At 50.3% G+C, this 15,896-nt stretch carries 13 protein-coding genes and 1 tRNA gene; 6 read left to right on the forward strand and 8 right to left on the reverse strand.

Features of this window, described 5'->3' with window-relative positions; all coding sequences use genetic code 11:
- The first annotated feature begins 12 nt into the window (after positions 1–12).
- From R2103_RS13770 to R2103_RS13785, 4 genes are all read left to right on the forward strand, one after another.
- The gene (locus R2103_RS13770) at positions 13–732 is read left to right on the forward strand and encodes a cytochrome c4 (RefSeq protein ID WP_317531940.1); all 720 of its coding nucleotides are present in this window, start codon (positions 13–15) and stop codon (positions 730–732) included.
- 23 nt (positions 733–755) lie between these two features.
- Positions 756–2,012 (forward strand): cytochrome c, encoded by a 1,257-nt coding sequence (locus tag R2103_RS13775; protein WP_317531941.1) that lies wholly within the window; start codon positions 756–758, stop codon positions 2,010–2,012.
- A gap of 421 nt (positions 2,013–2,433) precedes the next feature.
- Complete coding sequence (locus R2103_RS13780; protein WP_317531942.1) at positions 2,434–4,509, forward strand: carbon starvation CstA family protein; 2,076 nt, start codon at positions 2,434–2,436, stop codon at positions 4,507–4,509.
- A 12-nt stretch (positions 4,510–4,521) separates the two neighbouring features.
- Positions 4,522–4,722, forward strand: a complete 201-nt coding sequence (locus R2103_RS13785) for a YbdD/YjiX family protein (RefSeq protein ID WP_317531943.1) — start codon at positions 4,522–4,524, stop codon at positions 4,720–4,722.
- Here the strand turns inward: R2103_RS13785 and R2103_RS13790 are convergent.
- From R2103_RS13790 to R2103_RS13825, 8 genes are all read right to left on the reverse strand, one after another.
- Entirely contained in the window at positions 4,719–5,267 is a 549-nt protein-coding gene (locus R2103_RS13790; protein ID WP_317531944.1) for a phosphatidylglycerophosphatase A, read from the reverse strand. The two genes, R2103_RS13785 and R2103_RS13790, sit on opposite strands and share 4 nt — an antisense overlap.
- Positions 5,248–6,219, reverse strand: coding sequence for a thiamine-phosphate kinase (gene thiL, locus R2103_RS13795; RefSeq protein ID WP_317531945.1), 972 nt, complete (start codon positions 6,217–6,219; stop codon positions 5,248–5,250). The genes R2103_RS13790 and thiL overlap by 20 nt, the downstream gene beginning before the upstream one ends.
- A 12-nt stretch (positions 6,220–6,231) precedes the next feature.
- Positions 6,232–6,732, reverse strand: coding sequence for a transcription antitermination factor NusB (gene nusB, locus R2103_RS13800; RefSeq protein ID WP_317531946.1), 501 nt, complete (start codon positions 6,730–6,732; stop codon positions 6,232–6,234).
- The gene (gene ribH / locus R2103_RS13805) at positions 6,729–7,211 is read right to left on the reverse strand and encodes a 6,7-dimethyl-8-ribityllumazine synthase (protein ID WP_132426948.1); all 483 of its coding nucleotides are present in this window, start codon (positions 7,209–7,211) and stop codon (positions 6,729–6,731) included. The genes nusB and ribH overlap by 4 nt, the downstream gene beginning before the upstream one ends.
- Positions 7,212–7,278: 67 nt before the next feature.
- Positions 7,279–8,370, reverse strand: coding sequence for a bifunctional 3,4-dihydroxy-2-butanone-4-phosphate synthase/GTP cyclohydrolase II (ribBA, locus tag R2103_RS13810; RefSeq protein WP_317531947.1), 1,092 nt, complete (start codon positions 8,368–8,370; stop codon positions 7,279–7,281).
- A 15-nt stretch (positions 8,371–8,385) separates the two neighbouring features.
- Positions 8,386–8,991: a riboflavin synthase gene (locus R2103_RS13815; RefSeq protein WP_317531948.1), complete on the reverse strand. Its 606-nt coding sequence runs from the start codon at positions 8,989–8,991 to the stop codon at positions 8,386–8,388.
- Between the two features lie 68 nt (positions 8,992–9,059).
- Positions 9,060–9,136 (reverse strand) — tRNA-Arg (locus R2103_RS13820).
- A gap of 127 nt (positions 9,137–9,263) precedes the next feature.
- Positions 9,264–10,547 carry an HlyC/CorC family transporter gene (locus R2103_RS13825; protein ID WP_317531949.1) on the reverse strand — a complete coding sequence of 428 codons (1,284 nt, stop codon included), beginning with the start codon at positions 10,545–10,547 and terminating at the stop codon, positions 9,264–9,266.
- 305 nt (positions 10,548–10,852) lie between these two features.
- Between R2103_RS13825 and cphA (R2103_RS13830) the strand changes: the two genes are divergently transcribed.
- On the forward strand, positions 10,853–13,180 hold the full coding sequence (gene cphA, locus R2103_RS13830) for a cyanophycin synthetase (RefSeq protein WP_317531950.1): 2,328 nt from the start codon (positions 10,853–10,855) through the stop codon (positions 13,178–13,180).
- On the forward strand, positions 13,177–15,750 hold the full coding sequence (gene cphA / locus R2103_RS13835; RefSeq protein WP_317531951.1) for a cyanophycin synthetase: 2,574 nt from the start codon (positions 13,177–13,179) through the stop codon (positions 15,748–15,750). Before cphA (R2103_RS13830) ends, cphA (R2103_RS13835) begins: the two co-directional genes overlap by 4 nt.
- Positions 15,751–15,896: the final 146 nt, after the last annotated feature.

Here is a 15,896-nt window from a genome sequence, read left to right on the forward strand (position 1 = left end):
GGACCCACGTCAATGAAGTTTTTTGCTTTTATCTTGTTAGCGATGATTCCCGGCTTGGCAAGTGCTGCCGAGCCGTCATCATCCGGACTATCCGATACCCTCGAAGAGCGGGTAAAACCCTGCATCATCTGCCACAGAGATGCCGACCGGATAGACCGGGATGCCTATTTCCCGCGTATTGCGGGCAAACCGGCTGGTTATCTCTTTAATCAATTGCGTAATTTTCGCGATGGGCGGCGCTATTATCAGCCGATGGCCATTTTGCTCGAAAACATGTCGGATGAGTACATGCGGGAAATCGCGGATTATTTTGCTGCCCAACCCTACGCTTATCTGGAGCCGGTAGTGCCCGCACTGACACCGGATGAAATCAAATCCGTGGAAACACTGATGTATTCCGGCGACCCCGGACGCGATCTTCCGGCATGCGGTGCTTGTCATGGCGAAAAACTGATGGGCGTGCAACCGGCCATTCCCGGCCTGCTGGGCTTGCCGCATGCCTATCTGGCGGCACAGTTCGGCGGCTGGCGCAATGGCGGAATCATGCGCGGCCAGGTACCGGATTGCATGTCGGAAATAGCCAAGAAACTGACTCAGGAAGAAGTTAATGCGCTGGTGCAGTGGCTGCCCGGGCAGCCGGTATCGGAGCAATCCGCCGGAGCGGATGCACTTACTCCGGAATTGGCGCAGCGTTGCCGGACTATTTTGTCCGGAAAGGAAGTGACACAATGAGAAATTCAAGCGGAGCAGAGTTTATGAGCAAGTGGCCAATTATCGCTTGGGTTGCGGGTGGTTTGCTGCTATCCCTGGTGCAAACTGCATCGGCTCAGACACCGGCTGACTCCGATACGGAGCAAGTCCGGCGCGGCGAATATCTTGCCCGGGCAGGCAATTGCATGGGGTGCCATACCACGCGCGGCGGCGAACCTTACGCGGGCGGGCGCAAGCTGAATACGCCTTTCGGTCAATTCGTCACACCGAACATCACGCCGGATAACGAAACCGGAATCGGCAGCTGGAGCGGCGATGATTTCTGGCAAGCACTGCATTACGGAAAGTCGAAGGATGGCCGCTATTTGTACCCGGCTTTTCCATATACCGAATATACCAAGGTTACCCGGCCGGATGCCGATGCGATTTTCGCGTATTTACGCTCACTTCCGCCTGTCGCACAGACCAATCCACCCCACAAGATCAGTTCACCTTACGATAATCAGTTTCTCCTGTTTCTTTGGCGAACTCAATACTTCAAGGAAGGTGTTTATCAGCCGGATAAATCGAAAAGCGATGAGTGGAACCGGGGTAGTTATCTGGTTCAGGGGCTTGGACACTGCACCGCCTGCCACACCTCCCGTAATGTATTGGGAGCAAGTCAGGATGATAAACTGTCCGGCGGTAAAATCATGGGTACCTACTGGTATGCACCCTCTTTGATATCTCCGCTGGAAGCCGGAGTGGGTGAATGGCCGGTCGAGGATATTGCCGAACTGCTGTCCACTGGGATAAACAGCCATGCCGTGACTTCCGGCTCTATGGCCACGATTGTCCGGCAAAGTCTGCAATATCTGTCGGACTATGATATCCGTTCGATAGCGGTTTACCTTCAATCCCTGGGCGAGAAAAAAGGCGACGCCAAGGCACCCCGGAAAGCTCGCAAAATGCCGGAACAGGTGCGCCAATATCTAGCACTCGGGCAAGAAGTATATGAAAAACACTGTCAGGACTGTCACGGCCAATCAGGCGAAGGCATACCGAAAATATATCCTCCGCTGGCTGGAAACCGCAATGTGACCATGAGCCCCTCGCTGAACACTATCCGCAACGTGCTGTATGGCGGATATCCCCCTGCCACGGCTGGTAATCCGAGACCCCATGGCATGCCACCGTATCAGCATTTCATTCGCGATGCTGAGATTGCCCAAGTTGTGTCTTATATCAGGAACGCATGGGGAAATCGCGGCAGTCTGGTGAGTCCAGAAGATGTCGATAACAGTCGAGGCAGCGAATTCTGAGCCGCTCCGGTTTTTCCGGAGATTTTTAGTGTGCGGCGGGCTGCAATAATGCGATATTCCGCCAAGCTGTCACCGATCACTAGCTGCCGTGCTCGATCGCATCAAACCTGGGAATTCGTTTTCACCGGGTTTGATGCGCACCGCAACAACATGGTGCAATTGCATTTCAATTCCAACGCTGGAATCCGCTTGATCCGCCTTCATCTTAATTCAAATACTTCATCCAAGTTAGTGTGACTTTCCACCTCTAGCGTTTAAAAGCGCAATCTGGATAATCTTAGGTGCAAAATTTTGGCAAATCACCAGCGCCTTAAAATATTAATTCTTACAGTGTTAAGAAACTGGCGGTCACATTCGATCAGAATGACGCGGTTTCGCAATTCTCAGTAAAATAAGAACAGTTTTTCTACTAGGAACCTTTATGAATCTGTTAATAAAATATCTTGTCTGGATAGCTCTGTCTCTCGCCGGAGCTTCCGCTCTCGCGGTCATTGCCCTGAATCGCGGTGAATCGATCGGCGCGATCTGGATCGTCATCGCGGCGGTATGCGTTTATCTCATCGCTTTCCGTTTTTACAGTTTGTTCATTGCGAACCGGGTGTTAAAGCTGGATGAAAGGCGAATGACACCGGCGTATAAGCATAACGACGGCCTTGATCATGTACCGACCAATAAGTATGTGCTGTTCGGGCATCATTTCGCGGCAATTGCCGGGGCGGGTCCGCTGGTGGGACCAATTCTGGCGGCGCAAATGGGTTATTTGCCAGGTATGTTATGGCTGTTGGCCGGTGTGGTATTTGCCGGTGCAGTGCAGGATTTTATCGTGCTGTTCATTTCCACGCGACGTAATGGCCGCTCGCTCGGGGATCTAATCAAATCCGAGCTGGGGCAGTTACCCGGCATGATTGCCATGTTTGGCACGTTCTTCATTATGCTCATTTTGCTGGCAGTACTGTCCTTGATCGTGGTTAAGGCACTGGCCGAATCGCCGTGGGGCACGTTTACGGTGGCAGCGACCATCCCGATTGCTTTGTTCATGGGGATTTACGCACGTTATTTCCGTCCTTGTGCCATCGGTGAAGTGTCGATCATTGGTTTTGTGCTGCTCATGTTGTCTATCGTTGCCGGACAGTATGTTCAGGAAGATCCTGAATGGGGTGCGATGTTCACGTTGAGCGGCGAGCAATTGACCTGGTTGTTGATCGGTTATGGCTTTATCGCTGCGGTTCTGCCGGTCTGGCTACTGCTCGCGCCGCGCGATTACTTGTCGACCTTTTTAAAGATCGGCACCATCGTGGGCTTGGCCATTGGTGTTATTGCGATTTCGCCGGAACTTAAAATGCCAGCACTGACACAGTTTATCGATGGCTCCGGTCCGGTTTGGTCGGGCGATTTGTTTCCTTTCCTGTTTGTCACCGTGGCCTGTGGCGCGATTTCCGGTTTTCATTCACTGATCGCTTCGGGCACCACACCCAAGATGATTTCGTCGGAAATGGATGCGCGCTTTATCGGTTACGGCGCAATGCTGATGGAGTCATTCGTTGCCATTATGGCATTGGTTGCCGCAGCAACTTTGGAACCTGGCATTTATTTCGCCATGAACAGTCCTGCGGCCATTATCGGCACCACCGCAGAATCGGCAACGCAAACGATCACCCAATGGGGATTTTATGTGACGCCGGAAATGATTCACCAAACTGCACAAAATGTCGGCGAACATAGCATCATTTCACGTACCGGCGGCGCGCCGACACTGGCGGTCGGCATGGCGCAGATTTTGTCGGAAGTCATCGGTGGCACCGCGATGATGGCTTTCTGGTACCACTTCGCGATTTTGTTTGAAGCGTTATTCATACTGACCGCAGTCGATGCCGGAACACGCGCCGGACGTTTCATGCTGCAGGATTTGCTGGGATCGTTTGTTCCTGCCATGAAACGCACCGACTCAGTCGTTGCCAGCCTGGTTGCCACCGGTCTTTGCGTCGCTGGTTGGGGATACTTTCTGTACCAGGGGGTCATCGATCCGTTGGGTGGTATCAATACGCTGTGGCCGTTGTTCGGTATTGCGAACCAGATGCTGGCGGGGATCGCACTGATTTTGGCGACTTGCGTACTGTTCAAGATGAAACAAGATCGCTTTGCTTGGGTGACCGCTATTCCGGTGGTGTGGGTCAGCGTCTGCACGCTGACGGCGGCGTGGCAAAAGATTTTCCACGACAACCCGCGTATCGGGTTTCTCGCCCATGCAGAGAAATACCAGGAAGCAGTGGCGCAAGGCATCGTATTAGCCCCGGCCAAGTCCATCGAACAAATGCAGCAGGTGATTTTCAATGACTACGTGAATACCTCGCTGGCCGGCCTATTCATGGCCGTGTTGATCAGCATGCTGGTGTTTGGCATCCAGACCGTACTGCAAGCGCGCATCGTCCGTCATCCAACGGCTCAGGAAGCACCGTTTGAATTATTGCCCGTTTACGCGGCAAACAACAATAAATAATGGAGATTAACCATGTATAACAAAATTACTCTGACTTTGCGCCATTTCTCACAAAGCTTGCGATTGATGGTCGGCATGCCGGAATACAGCACGTATGTCGAGCATATGAAAAGCACTCACCCTGATCAAACCATCATGACCTACGAGGAATTTTTCCGCGAACGCCAGGAAGCACGCTACGGGGGTAAAGGCAGGTTAAACCGGTGTTGCTAAAAATAGGTTTCGGACAAAACCCAGGCTTTCCATCCGGCTAAACACAGTAGCGTAAAGAAAGCTGCCACCATGTCATCGAACATGACGCCAAACCCGCCTTTCAGATGTTGATCGTAATACCGGATCGGCTGGGGTTTGGCGATGTCAAATAGGCGAAACAATGCAAATGCCGCCAATTGCCAGGTCCAATGATCGGGGGTGAAATACAGCACCAGCAGAAAGGCTACGGTTTCATCCCAGACCATGCCGCCATGATCCGGATCGCCCAGCGCCTTACCGCAAAGACCGCACGCCCAGATGCCGACAATAAACATGATGTCGATCAGCAAGAGAAAATAAACCGGGCTAAGATAATGATTGAATAACCAGAATAGCGGAAAGGCGACGAGTGTTCCCACCGTGCCGGGAGCAAACGGACTGAGCCCCGCACCGCCGGAGAATGCAATGAAAGGAGCGGCATGGCTATAGACAAAATCCGCATTCGGCTGGAATTGCGGCGCTGGGGGACTGGGTGAATTGTGAGTTTCAGGTGTTGAAGTGGTCATATCCTTTGCTATCCAATGTCATTGCATTGCCTTGCGCATCTTTTACCGTCAATCCCGTGCCGGAATAGATTTCGCCGATACGGGTGAGCGGCAGGATTAATTCGCCAGACAATTTTTCAATTTCCCGGCGGTTTGTTTTGGCTGCCGTAAAGCATAACTCGTAATCATCGCCACCCGTTAGCAGACAGTCGATGGTGGTTGATTGCTGCCGGTATTTTTTTACTACCGCTGAGCAAGGTATGTCAGTCATATTAATACAAGCGGCTTTTTCTGAGGCAACCAGAATATGCCCCAAATCCGCAACCAAACCATCGGAGATGTCGATGGCGCTATGCGCCAGGCCGATCAGGCGCTGCCCTAGCTCGACCCTGGCTACCGGCGTCAATAGCGACGGCAGACATTGCGCGATTTCCTCCGGCTCCAAAATGATTTGTTGCAATTCATGGCGCAGCGCCAAGGCAGCATCGCCCAGCTTGCCGGAAACCCAAATATCATCGCCCGTTTGCGCGCCGCTGCGGCGTAATGCTTTCCCGGCTACAACCTCACCGATGATTTGTATACCGATATTCAATGGCCCAGCGGTAGTATCGCCGCCGATCAATTCCACATGATAGCGGTCAGCGAGTGTGAAAAAGCCTTGGCTGAATTCTGCTAACCATGTTGTATTCTGGCTTACTAATTCTTCCGGTAGTGTCAGCGCCAGTAATGCCCAGCGCGGTTTGGCGCCCATGGCGGCCATGTCAGACAAATTAACCGCCAGGGATTTGTAGCCGAGCCAGTAAGGATCGGCGTCGGCAAAGAAATGCCTGCCACTGACCAGCGTGTCGGTCGATATCGCCAATTCGGCTCCGGCCGGTACACTGATGAGTGCCGCGTCGTCACCGGCTCCGAGTACTGCATTCGTTACAGGCCGCTTGAAATAACGGCGGATGATATCGAATTCCGAGGCCACGCGGGTGTGATACTAAAGGCGGTTTTTTACCGGTCTGGGGGCCGAGCTTTCAACGGCACGTAGCTGAATGGCCAGTTTATCCAGCACGCCATTGACATACTTATAGCCGTCGCTGCCACCGAATGTTCTGGCCAATTCAATCGCTTCGTTGATGATGGCGCGGTAGGGGATTTCCGGGTGATGAATCAACTCAAAAGTACTGAGCAGCAAAATCGCCGACTCTACTGGGCTGAGTTCATTTAAAGTGCGATCCAAATGCGGCTGGATGATTTTTTCCAATTCCTCGGCATGCTGCACCACGCCATGCAGCACATGCACAAAATGCTTGTCGTCGACATGTTTGAATTCATCCGACTCGCGTAACTGCTGCTCGATAAAGCTGGCCGAACCGCCAGCCACTTGCCATTGATAGATGCCCTGCACGGCAAATTCGCGCGCTATCCGGCGGCGGCTTTTGTATTTTTCCGTTTTGCCGCCGATGGATGGATCAGTTTCTGTCACGGCGCTGTTCATAAATCGATTTCATCAATTTTAATATGCAAATTGGCCATTTCCAGCGCAACCTGCGCGGACTCGGTGCCTTTGGTGCTCATCCGGGCAATCGCCTGGTCATCGTTATCGGTGGTCAATACACCATTGGCCACGGGAATTTCCGCTTCCAATTGCACCATCAGGATGCCGCGCGCCGACTCGTTGGCCACTATTTCAAAATGATACGTGTCGCCGCGAATCACGGCGCCTAAAGCAATCAGCGCGTCGAATTGATCGGACATGGCCATTCTTTTCAGTGTCAATGGAATTTCCAATGCACCTGGAACCGTCGCGATCAGGATATTGGAATCCAGCACGCCATTTTTTTTGAGTTCCGCCGTACAGGCACCGAGCAGACCTTCGCCGATATCGATGTTAAAACGGCTCATAACAATGCCGATGCGCAAATCCGATCCATCCAGATTAGGCTCAAATTCAAGTATTTCATCATAGTACGGCATATCCGGCTCCTGTTATGTTAATTAGTCGCAATGGCGGCGTGATCGCCGGGAATGGAGAATCATGGTTTTATTTTTCCACATAACGCGTTACTTCCAGACCAAATCCCGTCATGCTGGGCATTTTTCTGGGTGTCGCCATTAACCGCATTTTTCCTACGTTGAGGTCTTTCAATATTTGCGCACCAATACCATGGTCGCGCAAATCCGGTTTGAGCGAACCGGAAACATGTGTATCCTGCGATTGTACACGTTCAATCAGTTTTGCCGGGCTTTCTTTCCGGTGCAGCAGCACGATAACGCCTTGCCCTGCTTCGGCGATCAATTTCATCGCGTCATGGATATTCCAGGAATGCGTGTTGTCATGAATGTCGAGCAAATCAACCACCGACAACGGTTCATGCACCCGCACCAATGTCTCGGTCGCCGGATTGATTTCACCTTTGACCAAGGCTAAGTGGGCGGTGTTGGCAATTTCATCGCGGTAGGCCGCCAGCAGGAATTCGCCGTGCAGCGTTTGAATCGTGCGTTGCGCGACACGCGTAACCAAGCTTTCGGTTTGGCTGCGGTATTGAATCAAATCCGCAATCGCGCCAATCTTGAGTTGATGCTTCTGCGCGAATACCATCAAGTCGGGCAAGCGCGCCATACTGCCGTCTTCTTTCAGAATCTCGCAAATCACCGATGCCGCTGTCAAACCTGCCATTCTGGCCAAATCGCAACCGGCTTCGGTATGTCCGGCGCGCACCAATACGCCGCCTTTTTGCGCCATCAGCGGAAAGATATGGCCCGGCTGCACGATGTCTTGCGGCTTGGCATCGGGTTTGACGGCAACCTGGACAGTTCGTGCGCGATCCGCTGCGGAAATACCAGTCGTGACACCGCTGGCGGCTTCGATGGAGAGTGTGAAATTGGTACCCAGCGGCGCGCGGTTGGCCGATACCATCAAGGGCAAATCCAGCTGATGACAGCGCTCCTCAGTCAAGGTCAGGCAAATCAAGCCACGCCCATGCGTCGCCATGAAGTTGATCGCTTCCGGTGATACAAAATCGGCGGCGAGCACCAGATCGCCTTCATTCTCGCGGTCTTCTTCATCAACCAGGATGACCATTTTGCCCATTTTAAGATCGGCAATGATGTCTTGGATGGCGCTGATACTCATATCTGTCTACTCCGGCTAACCTTCAATGTTTAATAATCTTGCCACATAACGGGCCAGCATATCAGTTTCCAGGTTCACCAGCATGCCAGGGGCAAGTTCTTTCAGATTCGTCATCGCTAACGTATGCGGAATGAGATTGACTGAAAACTCATTGCCTTCAATCCGGTTGACCGTCAGACTGACGCCATTGACGGTAATCGAACCCTTATGCGTTAAAAACCGCATGATGGATTCCGGCGCCTGAATGACCAAAACAAAGCTTTCGCCAGCAGGCTCAAACTTCACCACAGTGCCAACAGCATCCACATGCCCGCTAACCAAATGACCGCCCAGACGGTCGGACAAGCGCATGGCTTTTTCCAGGTTGACGTGAGCACCGGTCCGGTCGAGCCCTTGGGTGCAATTGAGTGTTTCATGAGAAACATCGACGGTAAACAAGTCTGCGGTTAACGCTGTAACCGTCAGGCAGACGCCATTGACGGCGATGCTATCCCCTTGCGCCACATCGCTGAGATCTAGCCCACCCGGGGAAATATTCAGGGATAATCCGTGCTTGCTCAGTTCATGGATGGGTTGACTTTGCTTGATCTCTCCCACCGCTTGTACGATTCCGGTAAACATTTCAATGCGTTCTAGAAATTCACCATGGTATGAATGATTGGATATGCTTTAACGAATTAGAAAAACATTGGCGCGCCCAACACGATTCGAACGTGCGACCCCCGCCTTCGGAGGGCGGTACTCTATCCAGCTGAGCTATGGGCGCTTTGATGAATAAATCTTCAAGTTATAATTGCGGCGCAAGGATAACCGCTTTTGTTATTTCCGTCCAACCCGGTTTACTGATCGTTGCAGGGATTGCGCTGCATGAATAAACCCGTTTGTCCTTCTACCTACTCGGCATGCTTTATCTCGGCCGCTGTAGTGATAGGAAAGATTTTAACAGTTTTTACCACCCGGTTTTTAGTTTGAATCACTTCCATTGGGTAACCGGCAATATTAAGACCGGTTCCAGCTTCCGGAATATCTTCGAAATACTCCAAAATCAAACCATTCAAAGTTTTCGGTCCGTCCAATGGAAATTGAAAACCCAGCTTGCGGTTTAATTCGCGCAATAAAGTGCTGCCTTCAACAATAAAACTGCCATCTTCTTGTTTCGAGAAAGTACTGGCCAGAGTGGGTGCTTGCGTGGTGAATTCACCGATGATTTCCTCAACAATGTCTTCCAGTGTAACCAGTCCCATCCATTCACCATATTCATCAACGACCAGCCCGACTCTTTTCTGGTTTTCCTGGAATAATTGCAGTTGCGAAAATAAGGATGTTCCGGAAGGAATGAAATAAGGCTCACGCATGACTTTTTCAAGCGTAGCCGCAGTTATTTTTCCTCCCTGCATTTGATTCAATACCTTGCGCACATGCACGATGCCGACAATATTATCCAGGCGCTCACGGTATAGCGGCAGGCGAGTATGGTGACAAGTCAGCAATTGCGTATGAATAATTTCATCATCCGCATTCAGGTCTATCGCTTCGATCTGGCTGCGCGGCACGATGACATCGTCAACGGTGATCGTTTCCAGGTCAAACAAGTTCAATAGCATGCTTTGATGCTTGTGCTGTATAAAATGCCCGCCTTCCAGCACCAGTGTTTTCAGTTCTTCCGTGCTGATCTTCTGTTCCAAGTTGCCCTTTTGCGGTTTTAACCGGAACAGAATTAGCAATCCGCTGACGAATAAATTAACGAACCATACAATGGGATAGAAAATAATCAGCAATGGTGTCAATACATAGCTGGCGGCTAAGGCAATCCGCTCAGGATAAGCGGCGGCGATGACTTTCGGGGTGATTTCACTGAATACCAGAATAGCAAAGGTCACAGCGATTGTTCCCATAAGCAAAGCAAAATCATCGTGAGCAAATAAAGTCGCAACAATAATGGCGACCAAAGTTGCGGAAGCAGTGTTCAGTAAATTGTTGCCGAGAAGAATGACACCCAGTAAGCGGTCTGTATGATCGAGCAGCTTGATGGTCAGCCGGGCGCCGCGATGACCTTGCTTGGCAAGATGCCGTAAGCGATAGCGGTTAATCGCCATCATACTGGTTTCAGAGAGGGAAAAGAAGCCTGACAAGACCAACAAAAACACCAATGCAATCAGCATGATGTGCAACGGCATATCTTCCAAAAGTCACCTGTAGCGAGTAATGAGAATTATAAAAACATTATATATTCTGAATCTAAGCAAATTTTTGTCAACCAAAAGAACCATGAGACAAGTAATCGATAATTATTTTATGCCAGCTACTTCATTCTAAATATTAAATTTTACTCTCATCTAATTGATTCATAATTAACTTAATAAGTTATACTCTAGTTTCCTTGAGAGTGACCTAGGTGACGTTTGTAAAAATTGTTTTGTTTTTTGTAAACCTATCAATTTGAGTAACGTTAATAGCATCTCTTCTTACCGATTCAAATGCCATGTCCGACTCCTTAAATTTAGACTGCAATAGTACTAAAGATATCAAATTTCTTGAAATCAAACACTTAAATGGTCCCAACATGTGGACTTATTATCCCGCTTTGGAAGCAACCGTGGATATTGGTGAACTGGAAGATTTTCCTTCCGATAAGATTCCAGGTTTTTATGAGCGCCTATCCGGATGGTTGCCGTCTCTGATAGAGCACCGTTGCAGCTATGAAGAGCGCGGCGGTTTTTTACGCCGCGTCAAGGACGGCACTTGGCCATGCCACATTCTTGAGCATGTCACGCTGGAGCTTCAGAACCTGGCGGGTATGCGCGGCGGCTTTGGCAGAGCACGTGAAACCTCGGTGCGCGGTGTTTATAAAGTTGCACTAAGCGCCTGGCAAGCGGAAATCACCACAGCCGCTTTACATTCCGCACGTGAATTGGTTTTGGCCGCCATGAATTTTCAGCAATCCGCCAACCCATTTTATGATGTCGAGGGAGCAATCCAGCATCTTCGTGATATGGTCGACTCACTTTGGCTCGGACCTTCCACAGCATGCATTGTAGATGCTGCAATGGCTCGTAATATTCCAGCCACCCGTCTTATTGCAAAAGGAAATCTTGTACAGCTGGGTTATGGCGCGCGCTGCCGCCACATTTGGACAGCTGAGACAGACCGGACATCGGCCATTGCTGAGGGTATTTCCCGTGATAAGGATCTGACAAAATCATTGCTGCAATCTTGCGGTGTTCCTGTTCCGGAAGGGCGTATTGTCGAGAGTGCCGAAGCTGCATGGGAAGCGGCGAATGATATTGGTATGCCGGTTGTTATAAAACCTTGCGATGGAAATCATGGACGTGGCGTTTTTATTGAGTTAAGCCAGCGGGAAGAAATCGAATCGGCTTACCGCATGGCGTTACGGGAAGGTACGGAGGTACTGGTTGAACGCTATATTGCCGGAACCGAGCATCGTTTGTTGATTGTCGGTGGACGCCTCATAGCGGCTACGCGCGGTGACTCAGTATCAGTCATGGGGGATGGTGTCTCAACCATTGCCGAGTTAATAGAATCTCAAATTAATTCTGATCCACGACGCGGGTCGACAGAAGATCACCCGCTCAATTTGATCCGTTTGGATAGCGCGGCACAGATGGAAATCGCTCACCAAGGGTATCATCGTGATTCCGTCGTGCCAACCGGCATTAAGGTTTTGATTCAAAGGAATGGTAATCATGCGTTTGATGTGACCGATCAGGTTCATCCGGCGACGGCGTCTATTGCATCACTTGCTGCACGCGTGATCGGCTTGGATATTGCCGGTATTGATCTGGTTACCAGCGATATTTCACGTCCATTGCATGAACAAGGCGGAGCTATTGTTGAAGTCAACGCAGGTCCAAGCTTATTGATGCATATTAGACCGGCAGTTGGTAAACCCCGTCCGGTCGGAAAAGCGATTGTCGATCACTTATTTCCAGGCCAGGAAAACGGCCGTATCCCCATTGTTGGAATTTCCGGAAGTTATGGCAAAACATCGGTTGCTTACCTTGTTGCCAGATTGCTGGTTCTGTCCGGCAAGCAAACCGGTTTGGCTTGCAGCGATGGACTATATCTGGACTATCGGCAAATTGATAAAAGCAACAGCGCTAACTGGGCGGCAGCTAATCGCACTTTACTCAATCCGACAGTTGAAGCTGCTGTTTTTGAGAATGGTTTTGATGTGTTATTGAATGAAGGACTGGCATACGATAGCTGCCAGGTGGGTGTGATCACCAATATTGATCCCGAGCACCATTTTGGCCATCACGGTATTGAAACGCACAAACAGGTTTATACGGTGCTCCGTTCGCAAGTCGATATGGTGACACCGACCGCTGCGGCCATTGACGATGTGGAAAAAGACGTAAAACTCCCGGTCGGTGCAGCAGTCCTCAATGCGAACGATGAAATGCTGGTTGAAATGTCCGAGCTGTGTCACGGTGAAGTGATTTATTTCAGCAGCGAACCGGAGCTACCGGTGATTAAGCAACATTGCGCAAGTGGAACCGGACCTACGCAGGGCAAACGCGCTGTGATAGTCCGCAATGGCAGAGTTGTACTTGTATCGGGTTCAAATGAATTGATACTGATCAATCTGCGTGAGATCGTTTCAGAAAGCGGGACGAAAAGCACGCAGGCAATCGAGAATATATTGGCAGCCGTGGGTGCCGCTTGGGCATTAGGCATTGAACCGAATCTTATACGTGTTGGAATTGAGACATTTGGTTTCAGTCAAGAGAAGTACAAACCTGAAAATCAGAATCTTCTGGAATTACAAACACAAGGAATTAAGTTATGAAAGTTTTACGCATACGCGCTTTACGCGGACCCAATTTATGGAGTCAGCATACTTCGATTGAAGCTACCGTTTTTTGTAGTGGATCTGAAAATAGTATTGATACCATTCCTGGCTTTGAAGCAAGACTACGTGAACGTTTTCCTGAGATTTCCTTGCTCCAGCCCGCCGGCCATCATGAAGCGGTCACCATGGCCCATGTACTTGAATTTGCGACGCTAGGCTTGCAAGTTCAGGCAGGTTGCCCGGTAACATTCAGCCGCACGGTACAAACACCGGAAGCCGATACCTATCGCGTTATCGTAGGATACAGCGAAGAAAAGGTTGGCTTGCTGGCTTTTGAGCTGGCACAAGCTTTATGTATCTCGGCTATTGATGATAGCGCTTTTGATTTAGCGGATGCGCTGCATCGCTTGCGCGAACTCAATGAGGATATCCGCCTGGGCCCAAGCACTGGGGCCATTGTACAAGCGGCAGTTGCGCGCGGCATTCCGTTTCGCCGCTTGACTGAAGGCAGTCTGGTGCAATTTGGCTGGGGCAGCAAGCAACGCCGTATTCAAGCATCCGAGAGCGATCGTACCAGCGCCGTCGCAGAGTCGATTGTGCAAGACAAGGAATTAACGAAAACTTTATTGCATGCCGCCGGCATACCGGTACCACTTGGCCGGGAAGTGAAGGATGTCGAAGATGCTTGGGCAGCCGCTTGCGAAATCGGCGTGCCTGTCGTGATAAAACCTCAGGATAGCAATCAAGGTAAAGGCGTCACTGTTAATCTTGTCACCGCTGAACAAGTCAAAGCGGCGTATATGATTGCAGCCGAAATCAGTGATAATGTTTTGGTAGAGCGTTATATCCCCGGACATGATTACCGCATGCTGGTTGTCGGTAATAAATTGGTTGCTGCCGCCCGGCGCGAACCCCCGCAAGTCATAGGCGACGGCGTGCACAGCATTTATGAATTGGTGGAGCAAATCAATCGCGATCCCATGCGCGGCGAAGGTCATGTCACCTCATTAACCAAGATACATCTGGATGAGATATCCATCGCACATTTAGCTGCGCAAGGATTGACAGCCGAATCGATTCCCGTGAAAGGAATGCGCGTTGTGTTACGCAAGAATGCCAATTTATCAACAGGGGGCACGGCGACCGATGTAACCGACGATGTGCATCCCGAACTGGCGGCGCGCGTAGTTGCTGCTGCGAAAGTGGTAGGGTTGGATATCTGCGGTGTTGATGTGGTTTGCGACAATGTTATGAGTTCTTTAGAAGACCAGGGAGGCGGCGTTATTGAGGTAAATGCAGCACCCGGTTTGCGGATGCATTTGCAGCCATCGTATGGAAAAGGCCGTGCAGTGGGTGAAGCCATTATTGATTACATGTTTCCCCAAGGAGAAAATGCCCGCATTCCCGTGATCGCCGTCACCGGCACCAACGGTAAAACAACGACAACCCGTTTAATTGCCAACGTCCTGCAGAGAGATCATAAGCGCGTTGGCGTTACTTGCACCGATGGTGTTTATGTTGACGAACAGTGCATGGATACCGGAGATTGCAGCGGGCCGAAGAGTGCAAGAAATATTCTTTTTCATCCTGATGTCGATGCTGCGGTGTTAGAAACCGCGCGAGGCGGTTTGTTACGCGAGGGCCTGGGATTTGATCGTTGCGATGTTGCCGTTGTAACCAATATTGGCATGGGCGATCATCTTGGCATGGCTTATATCAATACGGCGGAAGAGCTGGCTGTGGTTAAGCGTATTATTGTACAGAATGTAACGCCCAATACCGGTTATGCGGTGCTTAATGCAGCTGATCCGCTGGTTGCCAGCATGGCTGAACATTGCCCCGGTTCGGTTATTTTCTTTGCTCAAGATCGCCATCATCCGGTGCTGGCGATGCATCGCGCGCAGCATAAACGAGTTATTTATGTGGAAAGCAGCTGCATTGTCGCTGCGAGTGAAACGGTTGAATATCGTATCCCGTTAAACGAGATCCCTTTGACGAAGAACGGTAGTATCAATTTCCAAATTGAGAATGTGATGTCTGCTATTGGGGCTGGCTGGGCACTCGGTCTGGAATGGGCGGTTATTCACGCCGGTGTCGCTAGTTTTGTCAGCAATACGCAAACAGCGCCGGGCCGCTTTAATCTCTTTAATTACCGCAATGCAACCTTGATTGCCGACTACGGACATAATCCCGATGCGATCCAGGCTCTGGTCAGTGCGATTGATAATATTCCGTCAAAGAAACGTTCAGTCGTCATTAGTGCAGCAGGCGACCGGCGTGATGAGGATATTCGTCAGCAGACACGAATCCTCGGTGATGCATTTGACGAGGTGGTGCTGTATCAGGATCAATGTCAACGCGGCCGTGCGGATGGGGAAGTATTGTCTTTATTGCGCGAAGGTTTAGGTAATGCCAAACGCACGCAAAAAGTCAGAGAAATCGTTGGAGAAGCGATTGCCATTGACGCAGCTTTGTCCAATTTGCAGGACGGTGAGTTATGTCTTATTCTGGTCGATCAAGTTGAACAATCACTGGGACAGATTAACAACCGTATTGCATTGGGATAATCGGGCTAAACTTTTTAGATGTGAGCGTTATTGAATTTCATGTTGATGTTGAACTTGAATCACTAACGCTCATATCACTATCACAATCCTTACCACAAGTCATAAATTCCAAAATCAAGAGCAATGACGAATTGCTCATCATCCAC

Source organism: Nitrosomonas sp. Is24 (genome assembly GCF_033063335.1).
GTDB lineage: Bacteria > Pseudomonadota > Gammaproteobacteria > Burkholderiales > Nitrosomonadaceae > Nitrosomonas.